Here is a 488-nt window from a genome sequence, read left to right on the forward strand (position 1 = left end):
TTGCCTTCAATCACAATATCCAGTTTTACCACACGGTTGATCCGGGAATATGATTCCCAGAAATCTTATCGGAATTTGAGGCATTTTTATTCCTAGTGATTAGGTGTTTTTTCAGAACTTTATTTGGAATAAACAGTCGTTCTATAAGGTTAAAAAAGGCAGAACAGTGTCCCTTGAAACGGGTGTACTATTCTGCCTGATATTTAAATTCTGAATATGCTTAAGAAGGCCATGCTCCGAAGTACGAAGAATTCCCCAGATCTATCTGCTCTGCACTTACCACAAAACTAATATACATACTGTTGTCATCCACAGCGTCGAAATCTACTTCATGCTGAATTACATAACCATTGTTCCACTTTAATGTTGTTAGTGTTCCTTCTTCGTGAGATTTGTTGAAAGTAATCTCTCCTACTGTAGGCTTATACTTTCCGTTCAGTAAACTTTCCAGGATGTCTGATTTATCCGTAGCTTCCACCGTAATTTTG

The 488-nt window shown here is 37.7% G+C and carries 1 protein-coding gene; it reads right to left on the minus strand.

The genetic code is table 11. The annotated features are described in order from the left end of the window. Nucleotides 1–220: 220 nt before the first annotated feature. The coding region (gene tssD / locus BBI00_RS15305) for a type VI secretion system tube protein TssD (protein ID WP_317040178.1) at nucleotides 221–488 on the minus strand (268 nt) is incomplete at its 5' end.

This window comes from Chryseobacterium arthrosphaerae (assembly GCF_001684965.1).
GTDB lineage: Bacteria > Bacteroidota > Bacteroidia > Flavobacteriales > Weeksellaceae > Chryseobacterium > Chryseobacterium arthrosphaerae.